The sequence below is a fragment of the Xanthomonas sp. LMG 12460 genome, from assembly GCF_009192895.1.
Lineage (GTDB): Bacteria > Pseudomonadota > Gammaproteobacteria > Xanthomonadales > Xanthomonadaceae > Xanthomonas_A > Xanthomonas_A sontii.
In genome coordinates, this window is sequence record NZ_NKUH01000036.1 from 15,270 (window position 1) to 35,253 (window position 19,984).

Sequence of the window (19,984 nt, forward strand, 5' to 3'; positions counted from 1 at the left end):
GCAGGGACGCGGTGCCGCCGCACGGGGCACGCGCGGTGAGCGTGCGTATCGCCGGCCATGGTGCCTCGCGCGGCAATGCCCTGGGCCGGGCGCGGGTGCGCCTGCCGCATGCGCTGGAGGTGGCCGAGCAACGCATCGGCGCCGCACAGATCCCCGAAGAACTCGACCGCCTGCACCGCGCGGTGGACGCCGCGCGCGAGGAGATGCACGGTCTGCGCCAGCGCCTGCACGGCGCCCTGGCCAAGGAGGTCGGCGAGTTCCTCGACCTGCACGCGCTGCTGCTCGACGACCCGGAACTGCTGCACGGCCTGGATGAACTGATCCGCACCGGCCGCTACAGCGCCGACTACGCGCTGCGCCTGCAGCGCGACCGCCTGGCGACCGTGTTCGACGACATGGAAGACGCCTACCTGAAGAGCCGCATGGACGATCTGGACCACGTGATCGGGCGGATCCATGCGTTCCTGCAGAAGCGCCAGCCGGACAGCGAAGGCCTGGCTGGCGAAATCCTGGTGTGCGAGAACGTGGCGCCGTCGGAACTGGCGCAACTGCAGGCGCAGGGCGTGGTCGGCATCGTCACCAGCGCCGGCAGCACGCTGTCGCACAGTGCGATCCTGGCGCGCAGCCTGCACCTGCCGCTGGTGGTCGGCGTCGCCGACGCGCTGCAGAAGATCAACGACGGCGACGTGCTGATCATCGACGGCACCCAGGGCGCGGTGCTGGTCGACCCGACCCCGGACGACCTGCGCGACTACCGCAGCCGCGTGCGCGAGCAGGCCAGGCTGCAGCGCAGCCTGGGCAAGCTGCGCTCCAAGCCCAGCCGCACCCGCGACGGCGTGGACATCACCCTGCTGGCCAATGCCGAGTCGCGCGACGACGTCACCCGCGCGCATGCGCTCGGCGCCGACGGCCTGGGCCTGTACCGCACCGAATTCCTGTTCCTGCAGCGCGACGCGCTGCCCGACGAGGAAGAGCAGTTCCACACCTACCGCGACGCGGTGCTGGGCATGAGCGGGCGGCCGGTGACCATCCGTACCCTGGACCTGGGCGCGGACAAGGCCGATCGCACCGGCCTGACCATGAGCAACGAAGAAAACCCGGCGCTGGGGCTGCGCGGCGTGCGCCTGTCGCTGGCCCGACCCAAGGTCTCCGACACCCAGTTGCGCGCGCTGCTGCGCGCCTCCGCCTACGGCCCGGTGCGGGTGCTGGTGCCGATGGTCAGCACGCGCGAGGAACTGCTGGCGATGCGCCGGCATCTCAAGCGCATCGCCGCGCAGTTGCGCCGCGACGGTCATGCCATCGCCGAGCAGGTGCAACTCGGCGCGATGATCGAGGTGCCGGCCGCAGCGCTGGCCCTGGATACCTTCATCGACACGATCGACTTCCTGTCGATCGGCACCAACGACCTGGTGCAGTACCTGCTCGCCGCCGACCGCAACAACGAAGCAGTGGCCGCGCTGTATTCACCACTGCATCCAGCGGTGCTGCGGCTGATCGCGCAGGTGATCGCCACCGGCCAGGCCCATGGCAAGCCGGTGGCGGTGTGCGGCGAGATCGCCGGCGACCCGGCACTGACGCCGATGCTGCTGGCGCTGGGGCTGCGCGAGTTCAGCCTGCACCCGGCGACGATGCTGGAAGTACGCCAGGTGATCCGCGACACCGACCTGCAGACCCTGCGCCAGCGCGGCGCCAAACTGCTGCAGGCCCGCGACCGCAAGGGCATCGAGCGTTGGCTGGCTTGAGAGCCGGGATTGGGGATTCGGGATTGGGGATTGGGATGAAGCCGGTCGGCTGCGGAACGCAGGGATTCGATTGAAGGATGCCGGTTGCGGCATCCTGCGCTGCGCGCTTCGATGAAAAAATCGCCAACGCTCTGGGCAGCAACCGCACGGTTCCGACAGCGCCTGCCCCGCCGCCTTTTTGTGGGAGGGGCTTCAGCCCCGACGCCTTACCGATAAAGCGTCGGGGCTGAAGCCCCTCCCACAGAGGAGCGAAGCGCCTCACGCTCGCGCAGAAGCATCGAATCCCCAATCCCGACTCCCCAATCCCCGCCATCCACTGTGCTTCCCGCAACATGCAGGCGATAATGTTGGGATGAACATCTGACCCACCGCGTTTCTCCGGAGCGCGGCCTCACCCCAAGGGAGCAGCGCATGGCCGACGCCGTCCGCCACGACAAGACCGCGCGGCAGCTGCGCATGCTGTCCGATGCGCTGGACAGCGGGCGCCTGGGCCCGGTGCGGCGGCTGGTCAATACGCTGGCGCCGGCCGAGATCGGCAACCTGCTGGAGTCGTTGCCGCCGGGCAAGCGCGAGGTGGTGTGGGGGCTGGTCGATCCGGAGGACGACGGCGAGGTGCTGGTCCACGTCGGCGAGGAAGTGCGCGAGAGCCTGCTCGCGGACATGGATCCGGACGAAATCGTCGCCGCGGTCGAAGACCTGGACATCGACGACCTCGCCAACCTGGTCGAGGATCTGCCGGACACGGTCATCGACGAAGTGCTCAAGTCGATGGACCGCGAGAACCGCGAGCGGCTCGAGCAGGTGCTGTCGTATCCCGAGGACAGCGCCGGCCGCCTGATGAACCCGGACGTGGTCACCGTGCGCGCCGACGTCAACGTCGACGTGGTGCTGCGCTACCTGCGCCTGCGCGGCGAACTGCCGGACCACACCGACCACCTGTTCGTGGTCAGCCGCCGCCACCAGTACCTGGGGCGGGTGTCGCTGGCGGCGCTGGTCACCCACGAGGACTCCACCCCGATCAACCGGCTGATCGACGACGAGCAGCCGGCCATCGACGTCGGCGAAGGCGCCGACGAGGTCGCGCGGCAGTTCTCCGACCACGACTGGATCTCCGCGCCGGTGGTGGACGACAACAACATCCTGCTCGGCCGCATCACCATCGACGACGTGGTCGACATCATCCGCGACCAGGCCGAGCACCAGGCGATGAGCGCCGCCGGCCTGGACGAGGACGAGGACCTGTTCAGCCCGGTGCGGCGCGCGTTCCGGCGCCGCCTGCTGTGGCTGACGATCAACCTCGGCACCGCCTTCATCGCCTCCAGCGTGGTCGGCCAGTTCGAGGGCACCATCGCCAAGCTGGTGGCGCTGGCCGCGCTGATGCCGATCGTGGCCGGCATGGGCGGCAACGCCGGCACCCAGGTGCTGGCGCTGATGGTGCGCGGCCTGGCCCTGGGCCAGATCGGCGCCTCCAACGTGATCGTGCTGCTGCGCAAGGAACTGTCGGTGGCGCTGATCAACGGCCTGGCGCTGGGCATCGGCCTGGGCCTGATCGTGCTGCTGTGGTTCAAGCAGCCGCTGCTGTCGCTGGTGATCGGCTCGGCGCTGACCATCAACCTGCTCACCGCCGCGCTGGGCGGCGTGCTGGTGCCGCTGACGCTCAAGCGCCTGGGCTTCGATCCGGCGCTGGCCGGCGGGGTGATCCTGACCACGCTGACCGACGTGATGGGCTTCCTCAGCTTCCTCGGCCTGGCCACCTTGGTCCTACTGTAGGGCGTATGCGTACGGCGGGCGCGGTTCCCGCCGGCGCGCCGCACGGAGCGGCAGCAGCGCGCGTCGCCGCATCCACCGGTGCACGACGGTCACGCCACGCCAGCACGCGCCTTGGCCGCCGGCTGACTGGCGCATGTCCGCCGCCCCTGCCCGGGTTGTCGTGGAGACGTCGCGCCCACGATACTGCGGCCTTCCCATCCGAGGGCCGGCCATGTCGATGCGTTCGTTGCTGCTTCTGCTGTGCCTGTCGATGGTCGGCTGCAGCACTCTGCCCAGCGACCCGGCCACCGGCCACTTCGTCAGCCGCCAGCTCAGCCTCGACGGACGCATCTACCGCTACCAGGTGTTCGTGCCGGCGCCGGCGCATCGCCAGGGCCCGGTGCCGGTGGTGCTGTTCCTGCACGGCTCCGGCGAGCGCGGCGACGATGGCCGCGACCAGACCACGGCCGGACTGGGCCCGTACCTGCGCCGCCACCTGGCCGATTTCCCGGCCCTGGTGGTGATGCCGCAGGCACCCGACGGCGAGGAATGGAACGGCGCCAACGCGACCATGGCGCTGCAGGCGCTGGACGACAGCAGTGCCGAGTTCAACGGCGACCCGCAGCGCACCTACCTGACCGGCATGTCGATGGGCGGCTACGGCACCTGGGAGATCGCCCTGAAGCAGCCGCAGCGCTTCGCTGCGCTGGTACCGATCTGCGGCGCGATCCTCTCCCCGCACGAAGACCGCGAATACCTGGTGGTGACGCCGGTGGCCTATCTGGCCGACCCCTACAGCGCCCTGGCGCAGCGCCTGCGGCACGTGCCGGTGTGGATCTTCCACGGCGCCCAGGACGACGTGGTGCTGCCGCACGACGACCGCAAGATCGTCCGTGCATTCAAGAACCTCGACGCCGACGTGCGCTACACCGAATACCCGCAGGGCAACCACAACGCCTGGGATGCCACCTACCGCGATCCGAAGATGTGGCAGTGGCTGTTCGCGCAGAAGCGCAGCGACGCCGCCACGCAGACGACCGCGGACAACTGAGCGCGGCCCGCCCTGCGCCGCGCGCACGTGCGCGACGGCGTAACCGGCCTGTCCGCGCACTGCCGATCTTCGATCACCGTTCGATGCAGGGGGATGCATGCGACACAAGGGGATGCTGTGCGCCATCGTGTGCGCGCTGTTGGCCTGCGCCAGCCACGGCGCGACGGCACAGGCGCTGACCGAACCGGTCACCACCTACCTGCAGAGCAAGGCGGCGACCGCCCGCCCCGGCGTGGAATACCGCAAGGACATCGCCGCGCTGCAGACACGCTTGGACAGCATGGATGCGGCGGACATCGCCCTGCTGGACCGGATCATCGCCCATTGCAGCAGTTGGCAACGGCCCGGCCTGCGCGTGATCAGCGTCGCCGACGTGCACGAGTACGAGGCCTACATGGCCGCCCATGACGACGGCCAGCCGACCGAATGGATCGACCTCAGTTGCGCCAACGCACTGCAGATGCGTGGCTTTGCCGCCGCCGCACAACGGCAGTGGTCGGAGGCGCTGGCATGGCTTGATCAGGCCATCGCGCTCGGGCCGTATCTGTTCTCCGCCTACACCGAACGCGGCTATGCGTTGCGCAACCTCGGGCGCACGGACGAAGCGCTCGCCACCTATCGGCAGGCGCTGGCCCTGGCCGACGTCTCGCCGCGGACGCGGGCAGGCCGCGCGATCGCGCTACGCGGCATCGGCTCGCTGTTGATCGACACCCCGGACAAGGCCGGCGCCCGCGCGGCCCTGCAGCAGTCGCTGGAGCTTGAACCCGGCAATGCTGTCGCCCTGCACGAACTGCAGTATCTCGACCAGATGGAAGGGGCAGCGTCGCAAGCGCATTAGGTCCTGCCCGCGCTTCCGCGCATGCCGCGCCGAGGTGATGCACGCCTCCGGCAGCGACACCGCCGCAGGCCTGTGTGCATGGGTCCACTGCCACGCCGATCGGCGCGGGCCTGGCAGGTGCGTCGCCGACACGCGCAGCGTACGTCGACGGCCGGCAACACCGACGGTGCGATCGGGCCCAACGCGGCGAACATGGCCGCTGCGCTGCAGGCAGTGCGCAGCGGCAGCGGCCCCGCGTGACGCGCCCGGTCGACGACGACAGTTCCAGCTGCGCGACGCCATCGGCTGTGCGGCGACGCGCCAAACCGCGTACAGTCCGCGCTTTCGTGCATAGGCCCGGCATGGCGACCGCCATCTCTTCATCGCAAACCGCGTTCCATGCCCGCCTGCGCGCCCTGGAGCCGAGCGCAGCGGTGGTCGCCGGCGCGGCGATTCCGCCACTGCTGGTGCCGGCACACGACGACGCCGCTGCGTTGCAACTCAGCGACAGCGGACGCTGGCTGTTGCAGGTGCTGGATGCGCTGGACGCGCTGCACCAGGCAAGCCAGGCCACCCGCCTGTCCGCCGATGCGCTGCGCCGCGATCAGAAGTTCGCACCGCCCGGACGGCCGTCGCTGCACCTGGTGCAGTTGCGCCAGCAGCAGGCGGCCGCGCAGCAGGCCGTGCGTCGTGCCAACCAGACGCTGGCGCAGGCCGCCGCCGGCTTCGTGCGCAGCGCCGGGCTGACGCCACCACCGCGGACCGGGCCGGTGGCGTTCGTGCAAGGATGGCTCGCACGCCATCTGGGGTAGCGGCACCGCGGTGCCGCGCGGCCCGGGCGTGCATCGATATGCGGCCCACCACGCCGCGCGTGTCTACGCAAGCTAAACCGCGGGGGCCAGAGCGCCCATGCCAGCCCGGCCTGCACCTGCCCCGCTGCTATCCTGCACGCCCCTCGCACTCCGCTGCCCGACGCCCCATGCCCGTGCCCGCTCTCGTTGCCCTCCCCTGCCCTGCCCCGGCGGCCTGCTCGCGCACGCGCCTTGGCGCCCGTGCCACGGCTGCGGCGGCATGAGCATGCCCGGCGCGCACACGGCCAATTTCGCCACCTGGGGCATCTGCGCGCTGGCCACGGCCGGCGTGATCGCGCGGCCGTTCAAGCTGCCCGAGGCGTGCTGGGCGATGGGCGGCGCGCTGCTGCTGATGGTGCTGGGGCTGATGCCCGGCGGCGAGGCGTGGCAGGCGGTACTCAAGGGCCTGGACGTGTACCTGTTCCTGATCGGCATGATGCTGCTGTCGGAGACCGCGCGCGCCGAAGGGCTGTTCGACTGGGTGGCGATGCATGCGGTGAACCTGGCCAAGGGCTCGACCCAGCGCCTGTTCGCGCTGGTGTTCGGCGTCGGCATCGTGGTCACCGCGTTCCTGTCCAACGACGCCACCGCGGTGGTGCTGACCCCGGCGGTGTACGCGGCCGCGCGCAAGGCCGGCGCCAAGCCGCTGCCGCTGCTGTTCGCCTGCGCGCTGATCGCCAACGCTGCCAGCTTCGTGCTGCCGATCTCCAACCCCGCCAATCTGGTGCTGTACGGCGGCAAGATGCCGACCCTGGGCGCGTGGATGGCCGCGTTCGCGCTGCCGTCGCTGCTGGCGATCGGGGTGACCTTCGTGATGCTGCGCTGGGCCGAGCGCAAGGACCTGACCGGCCATTGCGCCACGCGCGTGGACACGGTGCCGCTGACCCGCGGCGGCACCTTCGCCCTGGTCGGCATCCTCGCCACCGCCGCGCTGCTGGTCGGCGTCTCCGCGCTCGGCCTGGACCTGGGCCTGCCGACCTGTCTGGCCGGCCTGGCGACGCTGGGCGTGGTGTGCCTGGGTGGCCGCCAGTCGCCGCTGCCGATGGCCAAGGCGGTGTCGTGGTCGGTGCTGCCGCTGGTCGCCGGCCTGTTCGTGCTGGTGGAGGCGCTGTCGCGCACCGGCGTGATCGGCCTGCTCGCGCGTACCCTGGCCGACGCCGCTGCGCACTCGCCGCAGGCCACCGCCGGCATCGCCGGCACCCTGCTGGCGTTCGGCTCCAACCTGATGAACAACCTGCCCGCCGGCCTGATCGCCAGCACCACCGTGGCCCAGGCGCAGCCGCCGCAACTGGTGGTGGACGCGCTGCTGATCGGCGTGGACCTGGGCCCGAACCTGTCGATCACCGGCTCGCTGGCGACCATCCTGTGGCTCACCGCGATCCGCCGCGAAGGCGAGGACGTAGGCTTCTGGCGCTTCCTCAAGGTCGGCGCGCTGGTGATGCCGCCGGCGCTGCTGTGCGCGCTGGGTGCGCGCCTGCTGCTGGGCTGAGTCGCGCGCGCCCACTTCGCGGATTGCCCATGGCGGCCAAGCCCGCGGGATGGGCACCCAGGCCCGGCCTGCAGCGACCGCGGGTCGGCCGCGGCGGCTTCTACCCCACCGCGTCGCGGCCGAAGCCGCTGCTACGAGGAAGTCTGCGAGCTGTCGGTGCCGTCATAGGAGCGGCTTCAGCCGCGACAGGCTTACCACGGCAACTGCCGCGGTTGATCCATGAAAAGCAACGAGCGCCGCTGTTACGGCAGCAGACATGACGCGTGCGGAGCCCCCGCCTGTGGGAGCGACCTCAGTCGCGACGAGCGAAGCCCGACGCCGTCCGACACCCTCGCGCGTCGGGACGGAAGTCCCTCCCACCACGGCATGCCGCCACCGCTGGAGCGCGCGCCCTACCCCGCGCGCAGCCGCCGCGCCACGCCGCTGACCACGGCAATGACCGCGGTCAGCGCCGCCATCGACAGGAACTGCGTGCGGGTATCCGGCGAGGCCACCAGCAGGCCGAAGATCAGCGCCAGGATCGCCAGCGCCAGCACGGTGAGCACCGGATAGCCGCGCATGCGGAACGGCAGGCGGGTGCCGGCACGGTCGGCGCGCGCACGCAGGATCAGCTGCGACAGCAGCGAGATCGTCCACACCAGCAGGCAGGTGGCGCCGACGATGTTCAGCAGCACCGGCAGCACACGGTTCGGATACAGCAGTTCCAGCACCGCGGCGACGAAGCCGAACAGCACGCTGGCCAGCACCGCCAGCCACGGCACCTGCTGGCGGCTGGACGCGGCCAGCGCGCGCGGCGCTTCGCCGCGCTGGGCCAGCGAGAAGATCATCCGCGAGGCACCGTAGAGATTGGCGTTGAGCGCCGACAGCAGCGCGATCACCGCGATCAGGGTGATGCCGGTGGCGGCGCCGGGAATCCGGGCCACCTGCAGCACCGCGGCGAACGGCGAACTCAGCGCCTCGCTCTGCCACGGCACCACCGCGATGATCACGCTCAGCGAGCCGATGTAGAACACCAGGATGCGCCAGGCGACGGTGCGGATGGCGCGGGCGATGCTGCGCTCCGGATCGGCGGTCTCGGCCGCGGCGACCGCCACGATCTCGGTGCCGCCGAACGCGAACACCACCACCAGCAGCGCGGCACCGATGCCAGCCAGGCCCTTCGGCGCGAAGCCGCCGTTGCCGGTGACGTTGGACAGGCCCGGCGAGGCCACCCCGGGCAGCCAGCCGGCCAGCAAGGCGATGCCGACCAGGATGAAGCCGACGATCGCCGCGACCTTGAGGATGGCGAACCAGAATTCGAACTCGCCGAAATTGCGCACGCCCAGCAGGTTGATCGCGGTGAACGCGGCCATGAACGCGATCGCGGCCGCCGGCACCGGCAAGCCCGGCCACACCGTCGCCAGCAGGCCGGCGGCGCCCACGGCCTCGGCGGCGATCACGATCACCAACTGCAGCCACCACAGCCAGCCCACGGTGGCGCCGGCAGTCGGACCCATCGCGTCGGCGGCGTACACCGAGAACGCGCCGCTGGCCGGCTTGGCCGCCGCCATCTCGCCCAGCGCGTTCATCACGATGATCACCAGCGCGCCGGCGACCAGGTAGGAAATCAGCACCGCGGGCCCTGCCGCGTGCACGCCGACGCCGGAGCCCAGGAACAAGCCGGCGCCGATCGCGCTGCCCAATCCCATCATGATCAGTTGCCGCGGTTTCAGCGCATGGCGCAAGGCGGGTGCGGCGGCAGGCGGGACAGGCGCGGACGGATGCGGCATCGGCTCGGTCGGGTGCGGAAAACGCGACACGATACAGGCTGGCGACGATGCCGTGCGGCTACGCGCGCGTTTGGCCGCCTGCGAGCGCGGATCGGCGCACAGCGGCGGCATGGCTGCTGCAACGCAGCGCGGATCCGCGCACGCGGCCACGATGCACACCGCCGCGGCGGACGGCGAGCACCTTGCTGGCGGCCCTCCCACGTCCGGCAAGACGACGGCACCGTTCGATGCCCGACAGGTACGGAATTGCCTTACCTGCAGCCATCACGAGCTTTCGCTCCATCTCGTTGATTTTGCATATTGACAGCGATACTAACGTCAGAAATACTGAACTCGACGCCCGCCGAATCTCCTGTCTCCGTACCAGCCGATGAGGGCACGCGGAGCCAGGAGGACGGCAGGCGACGACGGACCGGGAGACGGCCCGTTGCGGGCGCTCAGGCCGGAAAGGACCACGGCTGCCGCTCGTCCCATGGCGTACAGGTCCGTACCATCCAGACAAGGAGAGACACCATGATCAAACCGTTGCTGACCCTGACGGTGCTGGCGGCCGCGCTGGCCGCGCCCTGCCTGCAGGCCGCCGAGCGCGCACCGCTCAACGCCGCCGATGCCATCCAGGGCATGGGCGAACGCCTGCCCATCGGCAAGAAGAACGTCAGCCTGTCGCCGCTGTTCAAGGTCTACACGTTCGAGAAGGCCGGCCTGCGCTTCGTGCAGATCAACTCGTTGCGGGACGAGGTCATCACCGTGCTCACCGCCACGCCGGGCACCGAGGCACGGCTGCCGATCGGCAGTGCCGCCGAGGAGCAGATGATCGCGGTCAACGACGCGAAGAACCAGCCGCTGGGCATGGTCACCGCCGCAGCGAGTTGCCCGTGCAACGCCACCGTGGTCTACCGCGACGCCAACACCACCATCGTGGTGGTCTACGGCTCCAACGGCGAGTACATCACCTCGTACGTGATCAAGAGCCCGCAGACCAAGCCGCCGCAGTAAGTGCCGACCGCGCTGCGGCCGCGCTCGGCGGCCGCAGCGTGACCCAGCGCCGTCGATCGGCGGACGCGGGTGCCCTGATCGGCCCCGTCGCCCGGCGAGCGATCGGCAAACGCGTGCGGCCGCCTTCCGAGGAAGGCGGCCGCACCAACGACAGTCCGGCGACCGGACCGCAACGACTCAGAACTCCTGCCAGTCCTTGTCCAGCGCCACCGCCGCCGCGAACGACGGCGCGCGGCGTGCCGGTGCGACCGCGGCCTGCGGGCGCGGACTGCGCGTCATCGTCTGCGTCGCGTGCCTGCCGCGCGGCAACGGAGCCGGCATCGGCGCCGCAGCCGGCGCGCCGTCCAGCTTGAACAGTGCCACGGCCTGGGTCAGCTCCACCGACTGCTGCTCCATCGAGCGCGCCGCCGCCGTGGCTTCTTCCACCAGCGCCGCGTTCTGCTGCGTGCTTTCGTCCATCTGGGTGACGGTCTGGTTGACCTGCTCGATGCCCGCCGACTGCTCCTGCGACGCCGCCGAGATCTCGCCCATGATGTCGGTCACCCGCTGCACCGACGCCACGATCTCCTGCATGGTGCTGCCGGCCCGGTCGACCAGCGCCGAGCCTTCGGCGACGCGGGTCACCGAATCGTCGATCAGCGTCTTGATCTCCTTGGCGGCATTGGCCGAACGCTGCGCCAGGGTGCGCACTTCGCTGGCGACCACCGCGAACCCGCGGCCCTGCTCGCCGGCACGCGCCGCTTCCACCGCCGCGTTGAGCGCCAGGATATTGGTCTGGAAGGCGATGCCGTCGATCACGCCGATGATGTCGGCGATCTTCTTCGACGAGGCCTCGATGCCGCTCATGGTCTCGACCACCTGACCGACCACGGCACCGCCCTGGGACGCGACCGACGCCGCGCCGCTGGCGAGTTGGTTGGCCTGGCGCGCGTGCTCGGCGTTCTGCTTGACCGTGGAGGTCAGTTCCTCCATCGACGCGGCGGTTTCTTCCAGACTGGCGGCCTGCTGCTCGGTGCGGCGCGACAGGTCGTCGTTGCCGGTGGCGATTTCGCTGGCGGCGGCATTGATGCTGACCGCGGCGGTCTGGATGCGGCCGACGATGCCGGTCAACTGGTCGGCGGTGGCGTTGGCATCGTCGCGCATCCGCGCGAACACGCCGTGGAAGTCGCCGTGCATGCGTGCGGTGAGGTCGCCGGCGGCGATCGCCTGCAGCAGGGCGGACAGCTTGCCCAGGTTGCGGTCGCTGACCTCCATCATCGCGTTGAGGTCCTGCACCATCAGCCGAAAGTCGTGCTGGAAACTGGCCGCATCGCCGCGGGCACTGAAGTCGCCGGCGGCGGCCGCCGCGGCCAGGCGCTTGATCTCGGTATTGATCGCCAGCAGGCTGGCCTTGGCCGCATCCATCGACTCGTGCAGCACCGCACGGCTGCCGGGCAGGCGGCGCGCGTCGCGGCGCAGATCGCCGTTGGCGTATTCGTTGAGGATCTCGACCGCCTCGACGATGGCGTCCAGGTGCTCGAACATCATGGTGTTGATGCCCTTGCTCAGTTCGCCGTACACGCCGGGGAAGTCCTGCGGCATGCGGTGGCTGATGTCCTTGTCGGCGTGCAGCTCGATCATCAGCACGGTCTCGCGGGAGAAGCGTTGCAGCTGGTTCTGCATGCGGCCCATCGCCAGCAGCAGGCGGCCGGGCTCGTCGCGCGCGTCGGTGGCCACGTCGTTGTCCAGGCGGCCGTCGGCGATGGCCTCGGCGGCGCGGGTGGCGCGGGCCAGCGGCACGGTGAGGCTGCGGGTGATCAGCCACGCCAGCAGGCTGCTGACCAGCACCACCGCCAGTCCGCCGGCGATGAGCATGGCGCGCCCACGCGCCATCGCCGCCGTCGCTTCCGCATAGGCCTCGTTGCTGCGGGTGGCCTGCAGATCGGCATAGCGGGCGATGGCGTCCTGCCATTTCTGCGTCAGCGGCGCGGACTCCCGCATCAGCAGGGCCAGGGCCTCGTCCGGCTTGTCGTGCATGCCCAGATCCATCACCCGGTTGTTGACGTCCACGGTCATCTGCCGGGCGCGATCGACGTCCTCCAGCACGGCCTGGCTCTGCGCACCGCTGGGGATGGCGCCCGCCCGCTTGCGCGCCTCCTGGTAGCGTGCGCGCTGCTCGACGACGACCTTGGCGAAGCGGATGTTGTCTTCCTGGGAGGTCGGCAACACGATGTTGCGGACATTGATGGCCACGACCGAACTGGCGTTGAGCATGTCGCTGGACGCGCGGATGGCGGCGATGTTGCGGTTGACGATGCCGTCCAGTCGCTCGCGCGCCTGGAACAGGGTCAGCAGCCCGGCGACGACCAGCGCCGAGGACAACAGGATGAGGATGCCGAACGCGGTGGCGAGCCGGGCACCGACGTTGTAGCGCTGAAGGAATGCAATCATGGAATGGCCTTTGGGGGAATGAGAGGGGCGATGGAACGCCCCGGACCACGCACGCCGACCAGCCGCCGTTGTGCGCGCCCGCATCGAACGAGATGAATGAGTCGTGAAAAAGCGTTTTGAATCAGACGCTTGATGACGCATCCCGCTCGATGTGCGGGCGATGTAACGGCGCCCCGCGCGGGGACTTGAGAGGCGATTGCACGGAATTTATTGAACGTCCTCAGGCACATCACAGGGATGTGGAGAGGCCATTCGCACTGCGTCCGGATCGGCGTTTTCGCGTGAATGCCGCGTGCACGTGATGTTGCAACGGCCGGCACGACGCTTGCTTGCGGCGCGAGGTCGCAGCGAGGAAAAAGTTTTCCGATTGGCCGCACAACGGAGACCTCGACACGCGATGCGAAGGCCAGGAACGCGATCGCGGTCACTTCGCAGCGTCGGCCGGGAACCCGCGGCCGCAGCCACGGCGGCAGCGATGCTGTCGGACAAGGGACGCGTCGCATCACGCGCACGGCGTCTGCTGCACGGCAGCGGCGCACGTGACGACGTGCTGGATGCTCACGCGGGCAACACGCGCGTAAGCCCCACGCAGGCGTGAGGACGCAGCAGGACGCCCACGCGCGCGGCCTGGGCGTCGGTCAGAAACAGCGTGCCGCGCCAAGGCAGGCACGGCATCGCGACCGCAGTGGAACATCCTCGGATCTGCGGGATGCGGCACCCGCAGCCGCAAGGCAACCGCCACGCGACAGGCGAGCGACGCGCATTGCGCCGCTCGCCGATGACAGGCGCCGTGCGGCTCAGAACTCCTGCCAATCCTTGTCCAGCGCCATCGCCGCCGCCGGCTGCGCCGCACGCCGCGCAGGTGCGGCCTTGGCCGCTGCCGGAAGGACGTTGCGCTTGCCCGCGGGCGTCGCGGTGGCCTGGTGCCGCGGTGCCTGCGCTACCGGCGTGGCCGCGGATGCGTCGAGCTTGAACAGCGCCACCGCCTGGCTCAGTTCCACCGCCTGCTGCTCCATCGAGCGCGCCGCCGCACTGGCCTCTTCCACCAAGGCCGCGTTCTGCTGGGTGCTCTCGTCCATCTGCGTCACGGTCTGGTTGACCTGCTCGATGCCGGCCGACTGCTCCTGCGAGGCGGCGGAGATTTCCCCCATGATGTCGGTGACACGCTGCACCGAGGTCACGATCTCGGTCATGGTCTTGCCGGCCCGGTCGACCAGGACCGAACCTTCGGCGACGCGGCTCACCGAATCGTCGATCAGGCTCTTGATCTCCTTGGCCGCGCTGGCCGAGCGCTGCGCCAGCGTGCGCACCTCGCTGGCGACCACGGCGAAACCGCGCCCCTGGTCGCCGGCACGCGCGGCTTCCACCGCCGCATTGAGTGCCAGGATGTTGGTCTGGAAGGCGATGCCGTCGATCACCGAGATGATGTCGGCGATGCGCCGCGACGCATCCTCGATGCCGCTCATGGTGGTCACCACCTGGCCGACCACGTCGCCGCCCTGCGAGGCGACCGAGGCCGCGCCGGCGGCGAGCTGATTGGCCTGGCGCGCGTGCTCGGCGTTCTGGCGAACGGTGGAGGTCAGTTCCTCCATCGAGGCTGCGGTTTCTTCCAGGCTGGCGGCCTGCTGCTCGGTGCGGCGCGACAGATCGTCGTTGCCGGCGGCGATCTCGCTGGCCGCGGCATTGATCGACACCGCCGAATGCTTGATGCGGCCGACGATGCCGGCTAGTTGTTCGGCGGTGGCGTTGGCGTCGTCGCGCATCTGCGCGAACACGCCGCGGAAGTCGCCGTGCATGCGCGCGGTCAGATCGCCCGCGGCGATCGCCTGCAGCAGGGTCGACAGCGCCTGCAGGTTGCCATCGGCGGTGGCCATCAACTGGTTGAGGCTGTCCACCATCACCCGGAAGTCGTACTGGAAGCGCTCGGCGTCGCCGCGCGCGCTGAAGTCGCCGTCGGCGGCGGACGTCGCCAGTTGCTTGATCTGCCCGTTCATCGCCGACAGGTTGGCCTTGACCTCGTCCATGGTCTGGCTCAGCACCGCCTCCTCGCCAGGCAGGCGGTCCATGTCCTGCGACAGGTCGCCGATCGCGTAGCGGCCCATGATCTGCGCCAGGCGCGTCTTCACCGCCAGGTGCGAGGCCACCAGCGCATTGGTCTCGGCCGCCATGCGCCCGTAGTCGCCCGGGAAGGCCTGCGCTTCGATGCGATGGCTGACTTCGCCCGCGTCATGGCGCTTGGCCATTTCCAACTGCGCGCCGATCAGGTTGCTGACCTGCTGCTGCATGCCCTGCATCGCAACCAGCAGACGTCCGGTTTCGTCGCGGGCGTCGGTGCGTACGTCGTTGTCGAGCTTGCCGCTGGCGATGGCCTCGGCGACACGCGTGGCGCGGGTCAGCGGCACGGTCAGGCTGCGGGTGATCAGCCAGGCCAGCAGGCCGCTGACCAGCACCACGAGCACGCCACCGGCCACCAGCAGGCTGCGGCCGCGGTCCATCGCGACGTTGGCGCCGGCGTAGGCCTCGGCACCGCGCGTGCGCTGCCGGTTGGCATAGGTATTGATCGCCTCCTGCCATTGCTGCGTCGCCGGTCCGGCCTCCGCCATCAGGACTTTCAATGCCTCATCGGCCTTGTTGGCCATGCCCAGGTCCAGGACCTTCTGGTTGGCGAGACGGGTCCGATCGTAGGCGTCGTCGATGGCCTTGCGCATCTGCGCGCCGGTGGCATCGCTGACCGGGATCGCATAGAGCTTGTCGTGGACCTCACCGTAGTAGCGGCGCTGCTGGTCGACGGCCTTGGCGAATCGCTCGTTCTCTTCCTGCGTGGTCGGCAGCACGATGTTGCGCAGATTGACCGCCACCTGTGCGCTGGCATTGCGCATTTCGCCGGTGTAATCGAGGATCTGCATGCGCCGGTTGACGATGGTGTCCATCATCTCGCGCGCCTGTTTCAGCGTCAGCAGCCCGGCGACGACGAGCGCACAGGAGAGCAGGATGAGGACGCCGAAGGCGGACGCGAGCCGCGTCCCGACGTTGTAGCGTTGCAGGATTCCGATCATGAGGGGCCACCAAGTAAGAAAAGGAGAGCAGCCCGCGCCACGACCTGGATCGCGCAGGACACCCTCGGGCCAACGGCCTGGGCGCGATGCGACGGAGAAGAAGGAAAAGACACTTCCAGCACCGGCCGCATCGGGGTGTCCCATGCGGGTACTCGTACTAGGTAACGGCGACCCGCAAAGAATCTTGATGCGCAACTGCGCACAGTTTTCTAAATTCCCTCAGCATCGTGACTACGATGTACACGTTGCGCGTCTCCCTCACGCCACCGTTGCGCACTCGTAAATTCCATGTGAAACAAGGATTAGAAGGCGCCCTATCGGCGCCGGCGCACGTCACACTTACCGCCGCAGGCGTCGCCACGCGCACACCAAGAATGTCGTAAACGGCATATATCCGCGACCGCCCGGGCGACCGGCCTCCGCGCCGTCGGGCGCGGAGGCGGCGTGCCTTACTCGGCCAGGTTGGTGCCGGCACCGGCGGTGGCGATGACCTTGGCCTTGACCTGCGCGGCAGGGATCGCCGTGTACATGTAACCCAGCGACTCGGGATAGGTCTTGGACGAGATCCAGGTGGTGGCGTTGGCGTAGGGCTTGCTGGTGCTCTCCGGCACCGTCCAGGTGATGCCGCTGCCGACGTAGTTGTTGATCAGGTCCCAGTAGCCGATCTCGCTGCTGTCGCGCGAGGTCACCGGGTTCTTGATGTTCTCGAAGTAGTTGGCTTCGATCAGCGCCACCCCGCCCATGCGCACGTTGATGCCGGAGGTGAAGACGTTGTTGAAGTAGTTGTTGTAGATGTGGCTCAACCCGCGCCGCTGCAGTGGCAGGCGCGATTCCACGTTCTCGAAGCGGTTGTGATGGTAGGTGGTGCGCGCCGCGGCGTTCTGGGTATCGCTGTCGCTGTAGCCGTTGAGCGCGACCTTCTGGTAGTCGTGGATGTAGTTGTACGACACGGTGACGTGGTTGACGCCCTTCTTCATGTCGATGCCGCCGTCGAAGGACGCGTCGCCGGCGCCGGGGCATTTGGTCAGCGAGGCGAAGATGGTGTTGTGGTCCACCCAGATGTTGGACGGCTGGCCGCTGGAATTGCCTTCCAGCGAGATCGAATCGGCGTCCTCGCCGCCGGGCAGCAGGCCGATGGTCATGTTGCGGATGATGACGTTGTGCGCATTGCCGACCACGCGCACGCCGAAGTTGGCCGAGGAGCCGTTCGCCCCCTTGATGGTGATGTCGCGCTTGTTCTTGATCTGCACGGTCTTGGCCGGCAGCTTCCATTGCGTGCATACGTCGGTGATGCTGGCGTAGTTGAAGCTGCCGGTGTAGTTGAGCACCAGGCCGCCGGAGCCGGCGTAGTTGTCGATCGCCGCCTGCATCGCCTCCATCGTGGCGACGTTGACCGGAATGGCGTTGCCGCCACCGGTGGTGTTGGCGCCGTAGCCGACCGGGCCGGCGAAGGCCGGGGCGGCGCCGACGGCCAGAGCGAGCGCCAGTGCGCCCCTGCGGAACTGCTGCTGCATGATGTCTCTCCCATCTGTCGCGATGAGTGCAGGACGCATGACAGTGCATGCATGCGCCGGCACGGGGCGTGGGGGCCGGCGGCATTCTTGGAATGCGCGCGGCGGCCGGTGCAATCGCCGCGACGCAGAACTGGAACCCTGCGCTCCGTTCGCCGCGCGGGACAGGACAAGCGGACACGCACGGTCCGCAGGAGACAGACAGCGACAGCCGGGGACAGGCTTCCCGCACGCACGCTGCGTTGGACGCACCTCGCCGGCAACGACGGCGAACGGCCGTGCATCGCACGCATCGCCATCGCCGTCGGCGCACCGCGCGGGGGACAAGCGCACGCCGGCGCTGCGCGGCCGCGAATGTTGCGGCCGCAGCACGTTTGCGCGGACCATCCGACGCCGAACAGGCGCCGGATGGCCGCGACACGCTCAGCTCACCGTGTCCAGGCGGTTGTCGCTGCGGTCGGCGTCGGGCAGCACATGGTCCGGATCCAGGGTCACGTGCAGCACCTTCTGCGTACTCGGCACCCGGATCTGCGGCTGGGTCTGCTGCATCCAGGTCTCCACCGGCACGCGCTGATCGAGATGGCTGCCGTCGGCGAAGTCGATGCGCAGGGTCGCCGGCATCACCAGCTTCTGCCGGCTGCCCAAGGTCACCAGCAGGCCCTTGGCCGGATCATGATCGACGTAAGCGGCCGCGCGCACGCCCATGTCCAGCTGCCAGTTGTTGAAATACCAGCCGCGCCACCACCAGCTCAGGTCCTCGCCGGCCTCGCTCTCCATCAGCCGGAAGAAATCCGACGGCGTCGGGTGCTTGTAGGCCCAACTGGCGATGTACTTGCGGAACGCCGGATCGAAGCGCGCCGGGCCGAGGATCTGCTCGCGCAGCAGCACCAGGCCCAGCGCGCCCTTGAAGTAGGTCAGCGGATGCCGGTATTTCTCGCTGGTGGCGTCGGCGCGATCGAGCAGGGTCGGCGCCTGCGCGTCGGCCAGCAGTGGCAGGATCTCGTCCACCGGGTTGCCGCCGCCGGGCGCGTACTCGCCATCGCGCTTGGGCGCGAATTCGCCATGGTTGATCGCGTCGGAGGCGTAGACGTCGATGAAGGTATTGAAGCCCTCGTCCATGAAGGCGTGGCGGCGCTCGTTGGAGCCGACGATCATCGGGAACCAGCCGTGGCCGAGTTCGTGCGCGGTGATCCAGAACAGTTGCTTGCCGCCGTCCTCCATGTCGTCGAAGACGATGCCGGGGTACTCCATGCCGGCGCCGTGGCCGCCCAGGTTCACCGCCGCCGGCCACGGGTACGGATACCACTGCGAGAAGTGTTCGATCGAGGCTTTGACGAACTCGGTGGAGCGGCCCCACTTGTCGCTGCCGACCGCGCTGCGCGGATACACCGACATTGCCAGCGCATGCTTGCCTTCGGGCAGGTTGATCCGCGCCGCATCCCACACGAACGCTGGCGAGGCGGCGAAGGCGACGTCGCGGGTGTGGTCCATGTGGAAGCGCCAGGTCTGGGTGCCGCTGGCGCTGGGCCGGCTGGCCGGCGTGCCCACCTCATCGGCGCCGCGGATGGTCACCGTGCTGTCGCTGGCGGCGGCTTGCGCGAGGCGCTGGCGCTGGGTGGCGGTCAGCACCTGCGCGGGGTTCACCAGCTCGCCGGACCCGGCCACCAGGTAGTCCCACGGCACCGTCACCGCGTAGTCGAAATCGCCGTACTCCAGGTAGAACTCCGCGCCCAGGTAGGGCTGGGTGTCCCAGCCGCGCAGGTCGTCGTACACCGCCATGCGCGGATACCACTGCGCAATCTCGTAGATGTCGCCGTCGGCGGTGGGCGTGACCGCGGTGCGGCCGCCCCAGGTGCCGGGCACGGTGTAGGCGTAGTCGATGTGCAGCTTGAGCGCCTTGCCGCTGGCCAGCGGCTGCGGCAGATCCACGCGCATGCGCGTGTCGTCGATCAGGAAGGTGGCCGCCACGCGCTTGCCGCCCTGCTCCAGTTCCACCTTGGCGATGCGGTAGCCCTCGGTGCTCTGCGGCGCGGGCCGGTCGGCACGCGCGGCGCGCAGGGTGCGGGCGCGGGCATCGACGCGGTACAGGTTCTGGTCCAGCTGCAGCCACAGCACGTCCAGCGTGTCCGGGCTGCGGTTGCTGTAGGTGATGGTCTCCTGGCCGCGCAGCGTGTGCGTGGCCGGTTCCAGGGTGGCGTGCAGGTCGTAGTCGGCGCGGTTCTGCCAGTACTGCGGGCCGGGCACGCCGCCGCCGCTGCGGTAGGCGTTGGCCGGCTGCGGCAACTGCAGCGGTGCGAACAGCGCCTGCGGATCGTAGGTACCGGCGCCATCCGCGGCGGCGGCAGTGGCGGCATCGGCCTGGGCGGCGGCGACAAGGGAAACACAAGCCGCGGCGAACGCAGCGCGGCGCAGGACAAGGATCATGGTGGCGTCCGTGGGGAGGATCGCCGCCGATGGTAGGCCGATTGGGGGTGGCGCGAATGTGCCGTTCGCCACCTTCGGCAGCGGATGCTCGGCAAGACG

The 19,984-nt window shown here is 69.4% G+C and carries 12 protein-coding genes; 7 read left to right on the plus strand and 5 right to left on the minus strand.

What is annotated here, in order from left to right:
- Nucleotides 1-35: 35 nt before the first annotated feature.
- From ptsP to CEK66_RS08420, 6 genes are all read left to right on the plus strand, one after another.
- Complete coding sequence (ptsP, locus tag CEK66_RS08395) at nucleotides 36-1,742, plus strand: phosphoenolpyruvate--protein phosphotransferase (RefSeq protein ID WP_152236583.1); 1,707 nt, start codon at nucleotides 36-38, stop codon at nucleotides 1,740-1,742.
- A gap of 411 nt (nucleotides 1,743-2,153) precedes the next feature.
- Nucleotides 2,154-3,512, plus strand: a complete 1,359-nt coding sequence (gene mgtE, locus CEK66_RS08400) for a magnesium transporter (RefSeq protein ID WP_010344112.1) — start codon at nucleotides 2,154-2,156, stop codon at nucleotides 3,510-3,512.
- A 211-nt stretch (nucleotides 3,513-3,723) separates the two neighbouring features.
- Nucleotides 3,724-4,542, plus strand: coding sequence for a prolyl oligopeptidase family serine peptidase (locus CEK66_RS08405; protein WP_017910657.1), 819 nt, complete (start codon nucleotides 3,724-3,726; stop codon nucleotides 4,540-4,542).
- 97 nt (nucleotides 4,543-4,639) lie between these two features.
- Nucleotides 4,640-5,380 carry a tetratricopeptide repeat protein gene (locus CEK66_RS08410; RefSeq protein WP_226978539.1) on the plus strand — a complete coding sequence of 247 codons (741 nt, stop codon included), beginning with the start codon at nucleotides 4,640-4,642 and terminating at the stop codon, nucleotides 5,378-5,380.
- Between the two features lie 341 nt (nucleotides 5,381-5,721).
- Nucleotides 5,722-6,171 (plus strand): hypothetical protein, encoded by a 450-nt coding sequence (locus CEK66_RS08415; RefSeq protein WP_152182012.1) that lies wholly within the window; start codon nucleotides 5,722-5,724, stop codon nucleotides 6,169-6,171.
- Between the two features lie 259 nt (nucleotides 6,172-6,430).
- Nucleotides 6,431-7,699 carry an arsenic transporter gene (locus CEK66_RS08420; RefSeq protein ID WP_152236585.1) on the plus strand — a complete coding sequence of 423 codons (1,269 nt, stop codon included), beginning with the start codon at nucleotides 6,431-6,433 and terminating at the stop codon, nucleotides 7,697-7,699.
- A gap of 392 nt (nucleotides 7,700-8,091) precedes the next feature.
- Here the strand turns inward: CEK66_RS08420 and CEK66_RS08425 are convergent, their stop codons facing one another.
- Nucleotides 8,092-9,468, minus strand: a complete 1,377-nt coding sequence (locus CEK66_RS08425; protein ID WP_152236587.1) for an amino acid permease — start codon at nucleotides 9,466-9,468, stop codon at nucleotides 8,092-8,094.
- Between the two features lie 513 nt (nucleotides 9,469-9,981).
- Between CEK66_RS08425 and CEK66_RS08430 the strand changes: the two genes are divergently transcribed.
- Entirely contained in the window at nucleotides 9,982-10,464 is a 483-nt protein-coding gene (locus tag CEK66_RS08430) for a hypothetical protein (RefSeq protein ID WP_017913824.1), read from the plus strand.
- A 177-nt stretch (nucleotides 10,465-10,641) separates the two neighbouring features.
- Here CEK66_RS08430 and CEK66_RS08435 read toward each other — a convergent pair whose 3' ends face one another.
- The 4 genes from CEK66_RS08435 to CEK66_RS08450 all read right to left on the minus strand — a co-directional run bounded on the left by CEK66_RS08435 (nucleotide 10,642) and on the right by CEK66_RS08450 (nucleotide 19,885).
- The gene (locus CEK66_RS08435; protein ID WP_152236589.1) at nucleotides 10,642-12,894 is read right to left on the minus strand and encodes a methyl-accepting chemotaxis protein; all 2,253 of its coding nucleotides are present in this window, start codon (nucleotides 12,892-12,894) and stop codon (nucleotides 10,642-10,644) included.
- Between the two features lie 797 nt (nucleotides 12,895-13,691).
- The gene (locus CEK66_RS08440) at nucleotides 13,692-15,950 is read right to left on the minus strand and encodes a methyl-accepting chemotaxis protein (RefSeq protein ID WP_152236591.1); all 2,259 of its coding nucleotides are present in this window, start codon (nucleotides 15,948-15,950) and stop codon (nucleotides 13,692-13,694) included.
- A 449-nt stretch (nucleotides 15,951-16,399) separates the two neighbouring features.
- The gene (locus CEK66_RS08445) at nucleotides 16,400-17,464 is read right to left on the minus strand and encodes a polysaccharide lyase family 1 protein (RefSeq protein WP_017910646.1); all 1,065 of its coding nucleotides are present in this window, start codon (nucleotides 17,462-17,464) and stop codon (nucleotides 16,400-16,402) included.
- 420 nt (nucleotides 17,465-17,884) lie between these two features.
- Nucleotides 17,885-19,885: a M1 family metallopeptidase gene (locus CEK66_RS08450; RefSeq protein ID WP_152236593.1), complete on the minus strand. Its 2,001-nt coding sequence runs from the start codon at nucleotides 19,883-19,885 to the stop codon at nucleotides 17,885-17,887.
- Between the last annotated feature and the right edge of the window lie 99 nt (nucleotides 19,886-19,984).